Origin of the sequence: Methylobacterium sp. UNC378MF, assembly GCF_900103195.1 — a bacterium.
Taxonomy (GTDB): Bacteria; Pseudomonadota; Alphaproteobacteria; order Rhizobiales; family Beijerinckiaceae; genus Methylobacterium.
Map to the genome: position 1 here is coordinate 1 of NZ_FMWU01000029.1, position 14,932 is coordinate 14,932.

The following is a 14,932-nucleotide window of genomic DNA, read 5'->3' on the forward strand; positions in this document are numbered from 1 at the left end:
ATCGGATCCGCACGGTGCCGACGGCCACGGCGCGGCCAACGGCACGAACGCGAGCCCGCCGCCAAGCGCGCCGCAAGCCCAGGCGAGCACCACGGATCAAGGATCCGCACAACAACCCGGCATCGGGGCTCAAGCCGCCGCCCACGACAACAGGGCCGCTTCGGAAGCAAACCCCGGAGCTCAATCAGGCTCAAGCCAGCCGACCGATTCTCCAGGATCAAGAGCACCGGCTCCCTCAAGCGGTGATCAACCGGGATCAGCCATTCAAACGGATCACACCGGCGGGCAAGGTCAGCCACGGGCGCCGGCAGCGCAGGTCGATCCGACCGGAAACATCGTGTTCGCGTCCGATAGACAGCATGAGCATGCGGCCGCGCCAAGCCATGCGCCGGCCGATGGCGGGACGCTGGGCGAAGTCGAGCTGATCGGGATTTCGGATCACGGCGCCAACGCGCATCACTACGATCTACACTCCTGATGACGCGGGCAGGCTTTTCGGCCGACCCGGCAGCTTCAGGAAAAGCAAAACGAGTCCGGAAGGCTTTCCCGTGTGCGACTGCCGCAGCTCTCCACGTTACCGGCACTGTATCTGAGGCGCACGATGGGCCCCGTCCCATGTCTTTTCCTGCGCGACAGCGCGGTTCGGTGCTCTTCGTTGAGCGTCAGCACGGCGTGCATGCGTGAACCGCTTCACCGTGCGGGGGTTTTGGGAACCTCATTGGCAAGCGCAACCGTTTGCCCGGCATCGGGCAGGGTCACGTCGGAGAGTTCACGCTTCGCTTTGTGCCCCGAGAATAGAAGCTGTTTCGCATCATCGCAAAGATCCACGACTTCAGGTCGCGACTCGGGCAATATCGATCCTGGCTCTGCCAAGCATTGAGGAGTGTCTCTTGGACAAGGTCGTCAGCCTGCTCCGCGGCCTGTGTGATCGATCCTGCGAAACGCCTCAGCTCGGGTAGCAACCGAAGAAGGTCATCGCAAAACCGGCTCGGGTCAGGTGCCCGCGACGGTTCCGCATGCGACCGAAAGGTCTGTGCGAGCGGCGCGCCCAGCCGGCACTCCGCCGTCAGGTCAAGCGCTGGTTCGATCGTATCCGCGCGTTGTCGTGACTGAATGTCTGGATGGAACGGCATGCGGTGCTCAATCCCGATCTGACCATGCGGAGCCGTGCAGCGAATACATAATAGAGGTTTGCTGTATGCCCCTCAAGGCCTGCGTCTTCGGCGTGCCCCGGCCAGCTTCTTTTGGATCGCGGCGGTTGGACAGCGGGTGTCGCGGAGGGCGCCGGATGACCTGACCGGCTGGCTTTAGACGGGGCGGATCAGGCGTATCAGCCTGGACCGAAGGAACCGGTCAGGTCGATTACGCCACACCACCTGGAACAGGCCATCGGACCCGACGTGCTTACGACTCTTCCCTAACATAGTGGGCTGTCCCGGGAGGACCCTCTATTCCGGCCGTCGCGGGCGCTCTCTCAGGCGATCGACAGCCCAACAGTCGGAGGGCCGCCCAGTCTCTGGGTTGCCCGATCACGACGATAAGGTCGGCGGCGCTTGTCCTGGCCCCCTGGCTGCCACGCCCGCGGTGCCACGGCGTCCCTCGACCAACAGGGCAACGACCGGCACAGGATGACGACGCCTCACATATGAGAAGTGGGGGAATTGCGGCAACCGGCCGGAACGTGACCGACACGAGGACATTCTCTCCTGAGTCCAGCAGGAGCATCGTCATGCGAATCGTCGCGAAAGCCTCAGTCGTCGCCCTCGTGACCCTGATGGGCGTCGGGGCCGCCGAGGCGAAGGGTTGCATCAAGGGCGCGATCATCGGAGGCTTGGCCGGCCATTACCTAGCCGAGCGCGGCGTCGTCGGCGCTGTGGCGGGCTGCATCGGCGGACGCTACCTCGCCAACCGGCAGGCACGGCGCAAGGAGATCGAGTACGGCGCGCGGGTCCAGCCCCGCGACACCGGATATGGACCATCCCAGACCTACCCGCGTCGGTCCTACAGCTATTGATGGGATGCGGGGCGGTCCGGGTTCGGATCGCCCCTCAGCCGTCCAGGCCAGGCCCGCGCCGACCGTCTCGGCCCGTTGGTCCAGCCCGAACGGCTCAGGCAGCAGGTGCGTTCCGGGGTCGGTCATGCCGTGATGGCCCCCGGCATTGTGCGCGTTGCCGGGGGTATGGTGCGCTGTCATGAGGATCCGACCGAGCAGGGATGCACCCGCTCGTCATCCTCGGCCAGGCGGATGCGCTCGGTGCTGCGCAGGCCCCGCCGGGCCAGATCCTCGGCCTCGGCCTGCGATTGTGAATCCTGCTTCATTCCGCAGCGCGACCGCGCCGAATTCGCCCTGGGCAGGGCGCCGTCGGCGCGGCCGGCCGATCAGCCTTTCTTGCCCTGCTTGAAGCTCTGGATGGCGCCCTGGCAACCGGGCGACAGCTTTGACATGTTCTTCTCGAAACATGCCTGGGTCTCAGGGCCGTCCTCGGGCGGCATGTCCCCGCAGAAGGTCGTGAAGTCGCCCATGCATTGCTGCTGCAGGGCCGCCTTGTCGTCCGCCGACATCGGCGCAGCGAGGGCGGAGGTAGCCGCCGCGGACAGAAGCAAAACGGTCGCGACCAAACATAGTGGCATGGCAGACATCCCTTCCTCGTTTCGGGAAACCGATCAGAAATCCGGAGGCTCGGGAAACCGTTGCACGCAGGGGCCTAGCCGGAGGCACAAAGTGGGGAGCCTCCCGCACGGGGACGGTTGTGAGCAGGTCAGCGGCGGTGCCCCGGTCGGATGAGGGCGCCTGATCGGTGAAGGGGGCACCCCTGAGGGCGGTGACGGCGAGCCGAGCGGACAGCCTCCGGTCGCTCCGACGCGTCCCATGGAACGGTTCAGCCCCGCTCGCGGTCTCTAGACTGACGTTGGCAACACGCCGACACGAGGGAGGCCTTCGATGTTTCGCAAGGTGATGCTGGCCGTGTTCGGCGCACTAACCCTGGCGGGCGGCATCATCGGGGCCTCGTCGGCCGCCATGGCCGATCCGCCGTGGGCGAGGGGCGAACGTGGCTTCCGTCACGGCGGTCCCCCACCATGGGCTCCGGCGCACGGCTATCGACGCCATCGTGAGTTCGGGGAATACGGTCGCAGGGACATGCGCATCGACGCGGGACGCCGCTACGGCCGCTACGGCTACGACCGCTACTGAACCTCATCATCGAGGCGGGGCCGAGCCTGAGCGGGTCGTCTTCGCATGCTGCGAAGCAGGTCGTTCACCCACTGAACACGCGTTATCGCTGGGAAAGGCCAGCGGGTCAGCCTCCGGAACGAGAAAGCTGAGCTTCGAGTTTAGGGGCTGCTGATCCGGAGGGCATCCTTGAGACCGTCTTTCCTCGCCGTCGTGGGGCTAATCCTCGTGGCCTGCCCGCACGCTTCGATGGCTCAAGGCGTGCGCGCCGCGCCTGTCGAGGCGGACGATCCCCGACCGGGGCCGCCCCCGCCGCTGCCGGACATCTCCGACCCGAACGGACGGTCCGGCGAAGCCCTGAACGAGCCCGGCGGTCGCTCCGACATTCCGAAGGCACTTCGCTCGTCAGGATCGAAGGCTGGCGGCCCGGCCAACGACCTGAACCCCAGCGGCCGGGCCGAGGCGCCGGCACCGCCGAAGGGCGCCCTCGACCGCGTCGTCGCCGGCAAGGAATTGTTCCACGGCAATTATTGCGGGAAGGGCCAGCGGGGCGAGGGATTGCCGCCCACCGACGACCTCGACGCGGCATGCCTGCGCCACGACACCTGCTACGACACGGCCGGGTACAGCTCGTGCGCCTGCGACGCGGCGCTGAAGCGCGAGGCGTCCGTCGTCTCGGACAGCCCGACCGCGGCGCTGGAAGTGAGGCGCCGGGCTCTCAGCGTGATCGAGGCTACGGCGGCGATGGATTGCCGGGCGCCCTAAGGGCCTCGCTCCACGCAGAGCCGATCATCCTTCAGCTGCCGGACGATTTGCGCGGGCGCCTTCGAGTGCTCGCTCTCACTTGCGGTACCCAGCATCGTACCTGGCCTCTGCCCGGGAGATCGGGCTGAGCGGGTGAGACGGCTGGCGAGGATCATGGCGGCTGCGGCGCAGAGGAAGGCTTTGGCCGATTCCGCCTGAATTTCACGCCGAGGCGGTCCGGCCTGACCGGACGAGCGGTCATTCTCGGCGTCAGGTCGGTGCCGGTCCCGGTGCCGGGCCTCTCCTCGTCGAGCGCCCGGACGCCACGATGCCGGCACTCGGACGCGGGCGGTCTAGCGTCCGGGTCAGGCGGGCTGCGGGCTCGCGGTCAAGCGCTCGCGCCGGCGTGTGCGGCGTCCCGGCTCGCAGGTCGCATCGAGCCAGACGACCAGGGCGAGGGCGATGAGCGCGGGGGCCCCGAGGGCCAGGAACGAACCGGTCCAGCCGAGCAGGGATTGCGCCAACCCGCCGTACCAGGCCGAGAGCGCGCCGCCGATGCCCTGCACGGCGTTGACCGTTCCGAGCGCCGTCTGGGTACGGCCCGAGCCCCAGGTCAGGTCCGCCACGACCACTGGCACGGCCACCCCGACGATGCCCGAGGCCACGCCATCGAAAATCTCTGCCGAGATGAGCCACACCGGGTCGTCGATGAAGGCGGACAATGCCGCGCGTATCGGCAGCACCCCGAGTGCCACCAGCAGGAGCTTGCGACGCCCGCGCTTGTCGGCGAGCGAGCCTGCGAACAGGGCCACCGGGATCATGACCAGCTGCGCGACCATGACGTAACGGGCCGTCCAGGCGGTGGCGTCAGTGCCGGCTGCCACAAGCTTCTGCCCGAGCAGGGTCAGCATGCCGCCGTTGCCAAGGTTGAACAGCGCCAGCGCCACCGCCAACACCATCAGCTTGCGGTTCGAGAGCACGCTACGGGCGCTCGCCCGCTGGGGCTTGTCGTCCGGATCGTCCTCCTTCCAGCCGACCGCGCGCCGTCCATTGTAGCAGTGGCCCGGGGTCGTCACGCTGGCGGCGATGGCCAGGAGGGCCATGGCGCCGAGCACCCAGAAGGCCACGGCCGGCCCGAGGCGGACGGTACCGAAGCTTATGATCGCCGCCGCGACCAGGATGCCGAGGTGGTTGTAGGCTTGGTTGCGTCCTTGCTGCTTCGGGAATCGGTCCTTGCCGACGATGCCAAGGGTCAGCTCGGTGACGGCCGGGAGAAGGAGTACGCCGCCGGCCGCGGCCAGCATCTGGGCGGCGAACACCGCCGGGAACGATGTGGCGGGCATGACCAGCAGCGTGCCGGCGAGGATGGCCGCGCAGGCGGCGGCGATGAGGAGGCGGGGGCGCCCGATCCGGTCGACGAGCGCGCCGGCAGGGCCGCTGAGGAACAGGGCGCCGACGCCCACAAGCGTCGTGACGAATCCGACCCGCGCCGGCGACCAGCCGCCGGTCTCGGCCAGCCAAGTGCCCAGGAACGGACCGAGGCCACCCTGGATGTCGCCGGTGAAGACGTTGATGAGCGCAAGGTGGGTGGTCGCGAGCATGCTCTCAGGCCGGTGTGCCGCGGCTCCGCAGGAGGAGCGTAACGCGGCCCGCGCGTGTTGCGCGAAGACAGGTCACCAGAGACGCGCGAACAACCTGAACCGTTCCGCATCGAGCGCGTGCGCGCGGTTTCAGGTAGACATTTGGCAGCACCAGGCTTGCACACCAGTAACGATCTCCGTGAAGCAAGAGCATACTTCAGGGGAACGGTTTTCGAAGCGATGACGTTTTGAGAGCAATCACTGAAACGGAGATGCAGCTTGAAGAAGATCACTCTGACCCTTGCCGCCGCAGCCGCTCTCATGGGCGCTGCCTCAACCGTCCAGGCTCATGAGTGGGGCGACGGATATGGCTATGGGCCGGGCCACGGCCACGGCCGCGTCATCGCGCGGGAGAACTATCGCGAGGGCTATCGCGGCATCGGCTTCCGACATCGCGACTGGGATCGCCCGGGCGTGCGCGTGATCGAGCGTCGTGACGGCGGCTTCCACCGCCATCACGATTGGGACGACTGAGCGGCCGCCGCCTTCCAACGACCTCGGGGCGCCCGCTCGGGCGCCCCGCCTTCGTTTCGCCTGCCGGATGCCGGCCGATCCGAGGCGGTGGCCTCCCAAGATCCTCCAAGCGCCGCGTGAAGAGGCGCCAGGGCGAATGGCCTCAACCCTGCGGTGGACCAACGGTATCGGCGGCAAATGCCTGCCGTGATCCAAGCGGCCTGGGCCGCCCTGTGGTGCTGTCGCGGGCAGTCTGACGCTCCATCTCGGCGTTCAGCTCCGCCCCAAGGAGCGTGATGACCACGGAGAGCCAGATCCAGGTCATGAAGCCGACCCCCGCTCCGAGCGAGCCGTAGACGCGATTGTAGCTGTCGAAGCTCGCCACGTACCAGGAGAACAGGACGGAGGCGCAGACCCAGGAGACAGCGGCGACGACGCTGCCCCAGCTCACCCAGCGCCATTTCGCCTCCCGCCGGCTCGGACCATACCGGTAGGTGAGTGACAAGCTCAGGCTCACGAGGATCAAGAGCGCCGGCCACCGCAGGAAGCGGAGCGCGGTGTCCGTCAGGGCTCCTAAGCCGATGCGGTTCAGCGCGATCGGCAGAACCACCAGCACGCCGGCCGTCGCGAGAATGAAGACGATGCCGCTCAGGGTGAACAGAAAGCTTGTCGCGTAGACGCGAACGAGCGATCGCTTCTCGCGCTCTCTGTAGATCACGTTGAGCGCGTCGAAGAGCGCAGCGACGCCCGAATTCGCGCTCCAGAACGCCGTGAGCAGGCTCAGGAGCGAGGCGGTGCTGAGGGCGCCGGGACTCTGCCGCGCGATACGAACGAGTTGCTCGGACAACAGGCCGAGCACGCCGTTCGGCAAAACGCCTGCGAGCAGGCTCAGGTGTTGTCCGATGGCTGTTGGATCCAAGAACAGGCCGTAGAGCGAGACGATTGTGGCCAGCGCCGGAAAGATCGCGAGCAGGGCAAAGAACGCCACGCCGCCGGCTGTGGCGAACACCCGGTCGCGCGGCACAGAGAGGACGACGCGCCAGAGGATGTCATGCCAACCGAGGGCTGGGATCTCGCTGGGTTGGTCAGCATTGCGGCCACGACCGGGCTCGTAGGATCGGGCGAGCGCGTTGCCGATGCTGGTCACATCGGGCGGGCGCGTGCTGACGGAGCGCCAATCGTCCCCTTCCGCCTCGTCCCGTTGCATGAGGCGCCCCTTCAAGCCTGCGATTGCTCAGGTTCATCAAGACCCGGGCTGAGGCAAGCGCCTGTCATTGAGGCGCGATCCCGTCAAACCGGCAGAGCATCAGCCTGTCTGGCGCTAGGTCGATGCCGTCGAGCACGTTGATCGCGGCGGCGCGTCAGGTTTGACGCGGGCCGACATGCAAAAATGCGAACACCTATGCGCTTGAGTTCGCGAGGCAATTTCTCGAGCATGCGGTAGCCGGCGCAGAGCGGCCTCTCCCGCCTCGCCGAGGCCGGGCGCGGTGGGCTTCCCGATCACCGGCCCCCTGCCGACGCGCCCGGTCGCAGGGTCGTCCAGCCGGGGCCGAGAGGACGGGATCGCCGCCCTCGGCATCACGCCCGAGCCCGGCTCACGATCACCGCGACGGAGTTCGCCGACAGCACTGAGGCGATCCTGTTCGACCTGCCGGGGCGAACCGCCGAGACCGTCGTGCGGAGCGCGCATCTCGACGGCCACGACCTCGCCGAGAGCGCGATGGACAACGCCGCCGGCGTCGCGGTGGCGCTCGCCGCGGCGCGGGCGCTCGCCCCCCAGGCGGGGCGCTTTCGGCGCGTATTGCGCCTCGCCTTCTTCGGTGCGGAGGAATGGGCGCTGACAGGCTCGCGCGTCTACCGCGACGGCCTGCCCGTGGCCGAGCGCGAAAGCATCGCCTTGCACGTCAACCTCGATTCCGTCGCCGGCCCGGCCGCCTGACGGCCTTTGGCGTAGCACCTCATCGGGAAAGACGTCGCCGGCAGCGCCGCACCGGCGCAGCCGCCGCAGAGCGCTGCAGGATCGTCGACCAAATCCCGCGCGTCGGTCTGGCCGCCGTGCACACATCATCCGGAAGGTCGAGTCGCCGAGCATCGTCGGGCATGTGCGTCTCACCGCGGCCCGGCCAGTCGCTGCCCCGGACCATCCGCTCCCGGGCTGCCACTGCGAAGGACTTCCCGGCTGCCGAGGCGTCGAGATATGCGGACCATCCGTTCGCGGTCTTGAGGTCGGCTCCCGACAGCGTCTTCCAGCTGCGTCCACCGTCGATCAGGCGACGCGCCAAGACGAAGGCTGGCCAAGCATAACGGCGCCCGAGATGGCAATTTTGACGTTCTCGGTCAGATTGCGCCCGTCATTCACGCAAGTGCTACCAATATGCGCAACGCCCTAGCTGGCCTGCAGCTTCTTTGACCTTCCCGTCCCCCGGACCTCGGCCGACACTCGGACGGTCCATCCATGGGAGCTTCGGGGTCGATGACGCATCTCACGCGGCGCAGCTTCATCGGGACAGCGGCGCTGCTCGCGGCACCGGCCATCATCCGGCCTGCCTTTGCCGCCGATACCGTGAAGCTCGGCTGCCTGTTCTCGTCGTCGGGCACGATGGCCAATCTTGAGGGCCGGCTGAACCACGTGGTCCGCATGGCCGCCGACGAAATCAACGGGCGCGGCGGCGTCAACGGCCGCCAGATCGAGGTGCTGACCTCCGATCCCGCCTCGGACTGGCCGCTCTACGCCCAGATCGGCCGGCAGATGCTCCAGCAGGAGAAGGTCGCGGCCCTGTTCGGCTGCTGGACCTCCGTGTCGCGCAAGTCGGTCCTGCCGGTCGTCGAGCAGAATGACGGGCTGCTGTTCTACCCGCTCCACTTCGAGGGCGACGAGAATTCCAAGAACGTCGTCTACGTGAACTCGCCGCCCGCGAGTTCCGTGCTGCCGGCGGTCGATTACCTGATGGGCCCGGACGGCGTCGGCGCGAAGCGCTTCTTCATGATCGGCTCGGACTATGTCTGGCCACGCACGATCAACAAGCAGCTCAAGGGGTACTGGACGAGCAAGGGCATCCCCGAGAGCGCGTGGCGCGAGGAATACGTGCCGTTCGGCTTCTCGAACTTCCAGACGCTGGTGAACCAGGTCCGCACCTTCGCCAGCCAGCCCGGCGGCCAGGCGATCGTGGTGCTCACCGTCGTCGGCTCCTCGATCCCCGACTTCCTGCGCGAGTTCGCCAACCAGGGCATCAGCGCCACCGACGTGCCGATCCTCGGCCTCGACATGGTGGAGGCCGACCTCGAGGGGCTCGATACCGGAAAGCTCGTCGGCCACCTGAATTGCTGGGCCTATCTCCAGGCCGCCAAGGGCGAGCGGAACCGGAAATTCCTCGGCGACTGGGCCGCCTACGTGAAGGCCAAGAACGTCCCGTTCAGCGCCGACACGGTGATCGACCCGATGGTCTCGGCCTATGACAGCGTCCATCTCTGGGCGCTCGCCGCCGCCAAGGCCGGGTCCTTCGCGGTGCCGGAGGTGCGCAAGGCCTTCGCGGGACTGAGCTTCGACGACCCCTCGGGCTACACGCTGACCATGACGGGCGAGAACAACTACGTCTCCCGCGGCGTCTTCATCGGCTCTGTCAACGAGAAGCGCGGCTTCGACGTCCTCTGGCAATCTCCGAACGCTCCGAAGCCGGTCCCATTCAGCCCCTATGGCTGATCTGAGGCGGTTTCCGCTCCGCGCTCTTCTGGTGCTCGGGTGTCTTGCGCTCGGGGCGGCCTCGGCCTCCGCCGCGCCGCTCGACCGGGCGGCCTTCGCGGCGGACCTGTGCGGGGACGGCGCCGCGCAGGTCCGCGGAGCCGAGGGTCTCGTGCAGGCTGGCGGGGACCTTCCGACCGACGACCTCGCCTTCGCCGGCAGGCTCCTCGGCGCGCTGGCCGAGCGCCGCCTGGCCTGCCCGGCGGACGGCGCCGTCCTGCTCGACCGCCCGGGCGCGCCTGAGGGCCGCGACGCGGTCACCGGCGCACCGCGGCCGGTCTCGGAGACGCGCGCGCCGGTCCTCGGCCTGCGCCAGCGCGCCGCAATCGAGACCGCGCGCGGCACCGTCGCGCTGCTGACCGGCCCGGATCCGGCCGCCCGCACCGCCGGTCTCGCGGTTCTGGAGCGGCGCATCGCCACCGTTCCGGCGGCCGTGCTCGACCGCGCGCGCGATGCGGAGACGGATGCCGCGCTGAAAGCGACCATCGCCGGCCTCGCCCAGGCGGCCGCCCTGTCGTCGCCCGATCCGGCCCGGCGCCGGGCGGCGATCGCCGCGGTGGCCGCGAGCCCGTCCGGGGCCGCGCAGGCACGGCTCGCGGCGCTGAAGGGCGATCCCGCCTACGCCGCCGATCCGGCCTTCCGGGCGGCGCTCGATGCGGGGCTCGCGCAGGTCGCCCGCGCGGTGGCGGTCGGGGACGGCCTCGCGGTCGTCTATAACGGCCTGAGCTTCGCCAGCATCCTGTTCATGGCGGCGGCCGGGCTCGCGATCATCTTCGGGCTGATGGGCGTGATCAACCTCGCCCAGGGCGAGTTCATCATGCTCGGCGCCTACGCCACCTACGGCGTGCAGGAGGCCTTCCGCCGCCTCGCCCCCGGCCTGCTCGACCTCTACCTCGTCGCCGCCATCCCGATCGCCTTCCTGGCGGTCGCCCTGGTCGGGATCGTGGTCGAGGCGCTGATCCTGCGCCACCTCTACCGGCGGCCGCTGATGAGCCTGCTCGCCACCTGGGCGGTGAGCCTGTTCCTCGTGAACCTCGTCCGCGTGACGGTCGGCACCCAGAACCTGCAATTCGTCATGCCGGCCTATGTCAGCGGCGGCGTGCCGCTCTACGCCGACTTCGTCATGACCTGGAACCGGCTGTTCGCCATCGGCTTCGCGGCGGCGACGCTCGTCCTGACGCTCCTGATCCTGCGCCGGACCCCGCTCGGGCTCGACATCCGCGCCGTGACCCAGAACCGCGACATGGCCGCCTGCCTCGGGCTGCCGACCCGCCGGGTCGACCGCCTCGCCTTCGGGCTGGGCTCGGGCCTGGCGGGGCTCGCCGGGGTGGCTTTGTGCCCGATTTACAGCGTCAATCCCGGCATGGGCGCGGGCTTCATCGTCGACAGCTTCATGGTCGTGGTGCTGGGCGGCGTCGGCAGCCTCGTCGGGACCCTGGTGGCGGCCCTCGGGGTCGGGGGCGCCAACGTGCTGATCGAGCCGATCTCCGGCGCGGTGGCCGCCAAGGTGATCGTGCTCGTCGGCATCATCCTGTTCCTGCAGCGCCGGCCCGAGGGGCTGTTCGCGGTGCGGCGGCGGCGATGAGCGGCGCCGTGCAGACCGCTCTCGCTCCGGCAGCCGGACCGGCGCGGCGCGCCGTGCGCGATCCGCTGGTCGCCGGGCTCGTCGGGCTCTGCCTCGCGGCCGCGGCGGGGCTCCTCGTGGCGCCGCCCGCCCCGTATCTCGTCAACGCCCTGGGCCAGCTCGCGGCCTTCGCGATCCTCGCCGTGTCGCTGGATCTGGTCTGGGGCTATCTCGGGATCCTCAGCCTCGGGCACGGGCTGTTCTTCGCGATCGGCGGCTATGTCTGCGCCATGCACCTGCTGGCCCACGGCGCCGCGATGACCGGCGTGCTGCCGGACTTCGTGCAGTTCATGGGCTGGAAGAGCCTGCCGGCCTATTGGGCGGGTCTCGACCACGCCCCGTACGCCTTCGTCCTCGCGCTGGCGCTCGCCGGCCTCGTCGCCTTCGTGTTCGGGCTCGCCTCGTTCCGCTCGCGGGTCAACGGCGTCTACTTCTCGATCATCAGCCAGGCGCTCGTCGACGTCGCGATGCTGCTGATGTACCGCAACGATACCGGGCTCGGCGGCAACAACGGCATGACCGGCTTCCCGCTGCTGTTCGGCTGGCCGATGGGCTCACCGGGCGTGGTCACCGGGCTGGCCGTCGCGGCCCTCCTGACGCTGGCGGCCGTGATCGCCGGCACCCGGCTCCTCGTCGGCAGCGCCGTCGGGCGGCGGATGCTCGCCTGCCGCGACGACGAGACCCGCCTGCGCACGCTCGGCTACAGCACCACCCGGCTGAAGCTCGCGATCTGGTGCCTCTCGGCCATGATCGCGGCGCTCGCCGGGATCCTGTACGTGCCGCAGGTCGGCATCATCAATCCGCGGGTGCTGGCGCCCGACCTCTCCATCGAGATCGCCGTCTGGGTGGCGATCGGCGGCCTCGGGCGGCTCGGCGGCGCGGTCATCGGCGCGATCCTCGTCAACGGCCTGAAGTTCTGGCTGAGCGCCGCGATGCCGGAGGCGTGGCCCTTCATCCTGTCCGGTCTGGTGCTGCTCGTGGTGCTGGTCCTGCCGAACGGCCTCCTCGACCTCGTGGCACTCCGCCCGCGCCCGACCTGGCTGCGGAGGCCCCGATGAGCGCCCTCGTGGTCGACGCCCTCACCGTCGCCTTCGGCCGCTTCACGGCGCTCGATGCCGTCTCGCTCGCGGTCGATCCCGGCGAGGTGCGGGCCGTGATCGGCCCGAACGGCGCCGGCAAGACCACGCTGCTCGACGTGATCTCGGGCGTCACCAAGCCGGTCTCCGGCCGGGTGATGCTCGGCGATCATGTCGACCTGACCAAGCGCTCCGAGGCCGAGATCGCGAAAGCCGGCGTGCGGCGCAAGTTCCAGAAGCCCAGCGTCTTCCCGGCGCTCACCGTGCGCGAGAACCTGGAGATCGGCTGCGGCCCCGCCTTGAGCCCGCGCGAGCGCCCGGCGCGCATCGCCTCGATCCTCGGCGAGATCGGCCTCGGCCCGCGGGCCGAGGTGCCGGCCGGCAGCCTCGCTCACGGCGAGAAACAGTGGCTGGAGATCGGCATGGTGCTGGCCGCCGAGCCGGCGCTGCTCCTCCTCGACGAGCCCGTGGCCGGGCTCTCCGACGCCGAGACCGCCCAGACCGCCGCGCTGATCCGGAGCTTGCGCCGGCCGGACCGGGCGATCCTGGTGATCGAGCACGATATGGGCTTCGTCGAGGCCATCGCAGACCGGGTGACCGTGCTGCACGAGGGCCGCACGCTCTACGAGGGCAGCATGCAGGGCGCGCGGGGCGATGCCCGCGTGATCGAGGTGTTCCTCGGCCGATGACGAAAGCCCGCGAACCCGCACGTCTCGCCGTCGAGGGGCTCGACCAGCATTACGGCAGCGCGCAGGTGCTGCGCGGGATCGACCTCGCGGTCGAGCCGGGCGCCTGCCTCGCCGTGCTCGGCCGCAACGGCGCCGGCAAGACCACGCTGCTGCGCTGCCTCACCGGCCTGATCCCGGCGAGCCGCGGGCGGATCGCACTGGATGGGACCGACCTGACGCGCCTGCCGCCCGACCGGCGGGCCCGCTCGGGCCTCGCCTACGTGCCCCAGGGACGCGAGATCTTTCCGGACCTGAGTGTCGCCGAGAATCTGCGGGTCGCGGCCCGGGCCCACGGGCTGGAGCGAACCGACGCCGTCGACGAGGCGGTCGCCCTGTTCCCGGCGCTCCGCGGCCTCTGGCACCGTCCGGGGGGCAACCTTTCGGGCGGCCAGCAGCAACAACTTGCGATCGCCCGGGCGCTTGCGACGCGGCCTCGTGTCCTGCTGCTCGACGAGCCGACGGAGGGCATCCAGCCCTCGATCGTCGCCGCCATCGAGACGGTGATCGCCGGGCTCAAAGGCCGAATCACTGTACTGCTCGTGGAGCAGTATCTCGATTTCGCTCTTCGGGTCGCCGACGCCGTGGTGATGCTGTCGCGGGGCCGTGTCGTCGCGCGCGGTGACCCGGCAGCGCTGAACCACGAGACCCTCACCCGTCACATCGCCGTCTGACGAACCACCCAGGAGACGCCGTGCCCACCCATCACGAGATCCCCGCCGTCCCCGAGACCATGGTGCTCGGCTATTTCGACGCCGCCCTTCCGCCCGTGCTGACCGTCGAGTCCGGAGACACCGTCACCCTGCACTCGCATCCGGCCGGCGGGCGCGAGTCGCTCCACCCCGACCCGGCTCGGGTGCCGGCCGACCTGCTCCACGCGCTCGATACGCTGAAGCCAGGCGGCGGCCCGCACTTCGTCACCGGACCGATCCATGTGGCAGGGGCCGAGCCTGGCGACATGCTTCAGGTCGACATCCTCAACCTGAAGTTCCGGCTCGACTGGGGCTTCGTCTCGATCCTACCGCTGCTCGGCACCCTGCCGGACGAGTTCACCGAGTACGAGACCGTCCACGCCGACATCGACAGCGACCGCGGATTCTGCCGCCTGCCCTGGGGGACGGAGCTGCCCCTCGACCCGTTCTTCGGCATCCTGGGCACTGCCCCGCCCCCCGCCTGGGGTCGGGTCGGCTCACCGGTGCCGCGCGCCTTCGGCGGCAACATGGACAACAAGGAGCTGAAGGTCGGAACGACCCTGTACCTGCCGGTCTTCAATGAGGGCGGCGGCTTCTACGCGGGCGACGGCCACGGGGTGCAGGGCGACGGCGAGGTCTGCATCACCGCGCTGGAGACGGGGCTGACCGGCACGTTCCGGCTGACGGTGCGCACGGATCTCCAGGGCGCCTGGCCCTTCGCCGAAACCCCCACCGACCTGATGTCGATCGGCCTCCACGAGAGCCTCGACGAGGCCATGCGCCAAGCCGTGCGCGAGATGGTGCGCCTCGTCTGCGTCCGCACCAGCCTCACCCGCAACCAAGCCTACATGCTGTGCTCCCTGGCCGGGAACCTGCGGATCACCCAGACGGTCGACGGCAACAAGGGCGTCCACATGATGATGCCCAAGACGGCGCTGGCCGGGAAATGAATGTGGTGCGCGCCCGCCAATTCAGCGCGCTCGCTCCGGGGCGGCCTGGACGCGGTCCCATACGGGTCCCCGACAACGGACAGCGCCCTGGTGCCAGATCAAGCAATCCCGGTCGCA

15 protein-coding genes and 1 pseudogene are annotated in these 14,932 nt (G+C 69.2%); 12 read left to right on the plus strand and 4 right to left on the minus strand.

Features of this window, described 5'->3' with window-relative positions; all coding sequences use genetic code 11:
• Together BLT59_RS31620 and BLT59_RS24600 are read left to right on the plus strand one after the other, a co-directional pair.
• Positions 1 to 478, plus strand: a pseudogene (locus BLT59_RS31620) (hypothetical protein); the annotation flags it as partial.
• 1,251 nt (positions 479 to 1,729) lie between these two features.
• On the plus strand, positions 1,730 to 2,014 hold the full coding sequence (locus BLT59_RS24600; RefSeq protein WP_091787006.1) for a hypothetical protein: 285 nt from the start codon (positions 1,730 to 1,732) through the stop codon (positions 2,012 to 2,014).
• A 176-nt stretch (positions 2,015 to 2,190) separates the two neighbouring features.
• On the opposite strand, the gene BLT59_RS32195 is transcribed toward BLT59_RS24600, so the two are convergent.
• The gene (locus BLT59_RS32195; protein WP_280141079.1) at positions 2,191 to 2,319 is read right to left on the minus strand and encodes a hypothetical protein; all 129 of its coding nucleotides are present in this window, start codon (positions 2,317 to 2,319) and stop codon (positions 2,191 to 2,193) included.
• A 60-nt stretch (positions 2,320 to 2,379) separates the two neighbouring features.
• Positions 2,380 to 2,562, minus strand: a complete 183-nt coding sequence (locus BLT59_RS24605; RefSeq protein WP_244514134.1) for a hypothetical protein — start codon at positions 2,560 to 2,562, stop codon at positions 2,380 to 2,382.
• A gap of 379 nt (positions 2,563 to 2,941) precedes the next feature.
• Here BLT59_RS24605 and BLT59_RS24610 point away from each other — a divergent pair, with 379 nt between their 5' ends.
• Positions 2,942 to 3,193, plus strand: coding sequence for a hypothetical protein (locus tag BLT59_RS24610; RefSeq protein WP_091787009.1), 252 nt, complete (start codon positions 2,942 to 2,944; stop codon positions 3,191 to 3,193).
• A gap of 168 nt (positions 3,194 to 3,361) precedes the next feature.
• Positions 3,362 to 3,937 (plus strand): phospholipase A2 family protein, encoded by a 576-nt coding sequence (locus tag BLT59_RS24615; RefSeq protein WP_091787012.1) that lies wholly within the window; start codon positions 3,362 to 3,364, stop codon positions 3,935 to 3,937.
• 344 nt (positions 3,938 to 4,281) lie between these two features.
• On the opposite strand, the gene BLT59_RS24620 is transcribed toward BLT59_RS24615, so the two are convergent.
• Positions 4,282 to 5,517, minus strand: a complete 1,236-nt coding sequence (locus BLT59_RS24620) for an MFS transporter (protein WP_091787015.1) — start codon at positions 5,515 to 5,517, stop codon at positions 4,282 to 4,284.
• 258 nt (positions 5,518 to 5,775) lie between these two features.
• Between BLT59_RS24620 and BLT59_RS24625 the strand changes: the two genes are divergently transcribed.
• Entirely contained in the window at positions 5,776 to 6,030 is a 255-nt protein-coding gene (locus tag BLT59_RS24625) for a hypothetical protein (protein ID WP_175544122.1), read from the plus strand.
• A gap of 142 nt (positions 6,031 to 6,172) precedes the next feature.
• On the opposite strand, the gene BLT59_RS24630 is transcribed toward BLT59_RS24625, so the two are convergent.
• The gene (locus BLT59_RS24630; protein ID WP_091787019.1) at positions 6,173 to 7,216 is read right to left on the minus strand and encodes a YihY/virulence factor BrkB family protein; all 1,044 of its coding nucleotides are present in this window, start codon (positions 7,214 to 7,216) and stop codon (positions 6,173 to 6,175) included.
• 441 nt (positions 7,217 to 7,657) lie between these two features.
• Between BLT59_RS24630 and BLT59_RS24635 the strand changes: the two genes are divergently transcribed.
• From BLT59_RS24635 to BLT59_RS24665, 7 genes are all read left to right on the plus strand, one after another.
• On the plus strand, positions 7,658 to 7,948 hold the full coding sequence (locus BLT59_RS24635) for a M28 family peptidase (protein WP_280141081.1): 291 nt from the start codon (positions 7,658 to 7,660) through the stop codon (positions 7,946 to 7,948).
• 534 nt (positions 7,949 to 8,482) lie between these two features.
• Positions 8,483 to 9,709, plus strand: coding sequence for a transporter substrate-binding protein (locus BLT59_RS24640; protein WP_091787026.1), 1,227 nt, complete (start codon positions 8,483 to 8,485; stop codon positions 9,707 to 9,709).
• A complete protein-coding gene (gene urtB, locus BLT59_RS24645; protein WP_091787029.1) occupies positions 9,702 to 11,333 on the plus strand; it encodes an urea ABC transporter permease subunit UrtB in 1,632 nt (543 codons plus the stop codon). Before BLT59_RS24640 ends, urtB begins: the two co-directional genes overlap by 8 nt.
• The gene (gene urtC, locus BLT59_RS24650; protein WP_091787032.1) at positions 11,330 to 12,430 is read left to right on the plus strand and encodes an urea ABC transporter permease subunit UrtC; all 1,101 of its coding nucleotides are present in this window, start codon (positions 11,330 to 11,332) and stop codon (positions 12,428 to 12,430) included. Before urtB ends, urtC begins: the two co-directional genes overlap by 4 nt.
• Positions 12,427 to 13,137 (plus strand): ATP-binding cassette domain-containing protein, encoded by a 711-nt coding sequence (locus tag BLT59_RS24655; protein WP_091787035.1) that lies wholly within the window; start codon positions 12,427 to 12,429, stop codon positions 13,135 to 13,137. Before urtC ends, BLT59_RS24655 begins: the two co-directional genes overlap by 4 nt.
• A complete protein-coding gene (gene urtE / locus BLT59_RS24660) occupies positions 13,134 to 13,847 on the plus strand; it encodes an urea ABC transporter ATP-binding subunit UrtE (RefSeq protein WP_091787038.1) in 714 nt (237 codons plus the stop codon). Before BLT59_RS24655 ends, urtE begins: the two co-directional genes overlap by 4 nt.
• 20 nt (positions 13,848 to 13,867) lie before the next feature.
• Positions 13,868 to 14,815, plus strand: a complete 948-nt coding sequence (locus BLT59_RS24665; protein WP_175544124.1) for an acetamidase/formamidase family protein — start codon at positions 13,868 to 13,870, stop codon at positions 14,813 to 14,815.
• The last annotated feature ends 117 nt before the right edge of the window (positions 14,816 to 14,932 follow it).

Bases quoted from the DNA above. Each gene is read 5' to 3' on its own strand.
- urtE (WP_091787038.1), top strand. From the start codon at position 13,134: ATGACGAAAGCCCGCGAACCCGCACGTCTCGCCGTCGAGGGGCTCGAC.
- BLT59_RS24640 (WP_091787026.1), top strand. From the start codon at position 8,483: ATGACGCATCTCACGCGGCGCAGCTTCATCGGGACAGCGGCGCTGCTC.
- urtC (WP_091787032.1), top strand. From the start codon at position 11,330: ATGAGCGGCGCCGTGCAGACCGCTCTCGCTCCGGCAGCCGGACCGGCG.
- BLT59_RS24655 (WP_091787035.1), top strand. From the start codon at position 12,427: ATGAGCGCCCTCGTGGTCGACGCCCTCACCGTCGCCTTCGGCCGCTTC.
- urtB (WP_091787029.1), top strand. From the start codon at position 9,702: ATGGCTGATCTGAGGCGGTTTCCGCTCCGCGCTCTTCTGGTGCTCGGG.
- BLT59_RS24620 (WP_091787015.1), bottom strand. From the start codon at position 5,517: ATGCTCGCGACCACCCACCTTGCGCTCATCAACGTCTTCACCGGCGAC.
- BLT59_RS32195 (WP_280141079.1), bottom strand. From the start codon at position 2,319: ATGAAGCAGGATTCACAATCGCAGGCCGAGGCCGAGGATCTGGCCCGG.
- BLT59_RS24630 (WP_091787019.1), bottom strand. From the start codon at position 7,216: ATGCAACGGGACGAGGCGGAAGGGGACGATTGGCGCTCCGTCAGCACG.
- BLT59_RS24600 (WP_091787006.1), top strand. From the start codon at position 1,730: ATGCGAATCGTCGCGAAAGCCTCAGTCGTCGCCCTCGTGACCCTGATG.
- BLT59_RS24610 (WP_091787009.1), top strand. From the start codon at position 2,942: ATGTTTCGCAAGGTGATGCTGGCCGTGTTCGGCGCACTAACCCTGGCG.
- BLT59_RS24605 (WP_244514134.1), bottom strand. From the start codon at position 2,562: ATGTCGGCGGACGACAAGGCGGCCCTGCAGCAGCAATGCATGGGCGAC.